Source organism: Streptomyces lushanensis (assembly GCF_001700515.1).
GTDB lineage: Bacteria > Actinomycetota > Actinomycetes > Streptomycetales > Streptomycetaceae > Streptomyces > Streptomyces lushanensis.
Window position 1 is genome coordinate 1 of the sequence record NZ_MAUD01000598.1, and the last position, 760, is coordinate 760.

Consider the following 760-nt stretch of genomic DNA (forward strand, 5'->3'; position numbering starts at 1 on the left):
TGCTGGAGAAGCGCTGGGGGATCGCCCGGTGAGGCCGGTGGAGCCGGTGAGCCCGGCCGGCCCGGTGCGTGCCGGGGACCCGGCGGGCGCGGTGGGCGCGGCGCGACCGGTGGCCGAGTCGACGGCCCTCTACGACATCCCGGGCCCCAGGACCCGCGCACGCCACCGGCTGTACGGCGTCGTCTCGACGGCCGCGATCGCGCTGCTGCTCCTCTGGGTGGTCCAACTGCTCTTCGCCACCGGTCAGTTCAGCGCCACCAAATGGCGGCCCTTCGAGTACCGGGGCATCCAGGAGCTGCTGCTGCGCGGCCTCGGCAACACGCTCACGGCGTTCGCCTGCGCGGCGGTGCTCTCGGTCGGGCTCGGCGCCGTGCTCGCCTGCGGCCGGCTCNNGCGGGCCTCACGCTCTACAACGGCTCCGTGCTCGCCGAGGTGTTCCGTACCGGAGTCAACTCGGTCGAGCGCGGTCAGCGGGAGGCGGCGTACGCGCTCGGCATGCGCAAGACGCAGGTCATGACGTACCTGCTGGTGCCACAGGCGGTCCGCGCCATGCTGCCCACGATCATCAGCCAGCTGGTGGTCGCTCTCAAGGACACATCACTCGGTTATCTCATCACCTATGAGGAGTTCCTCCATGCCGGAAAGCTCATCGCGTCGAATCTCGACTACGATTTGCCGTTCATCCCCGTGGTGATGGTGATTTCACCGATCTACATCGGGATGTGCGTGCTGCTCTCGTGGTTCGCCCACCGGCTCGCCG

At 69.1% G+C, this 760-nt stretch carries 2 pseudogenes; both read left to right on the forward strand.

The annotated features are described in order from the left end of the window. Positions 1 to 109 precede the first annotated feature (109 nt). Positions 110 to 391 (forward strand): annotated as a pseudogene (locus BFF77_RS37485) (amino acid ABC transporter permease); the annotation flags it as partial. Between the two features lie 2 nt (positions 392 to 393). Beyond that, a pseudogene (locus BFF77_RS37490) lies at positions 394 to 760 on the forward strand (ABC transporter permease subunit); the annotation flags it as partial.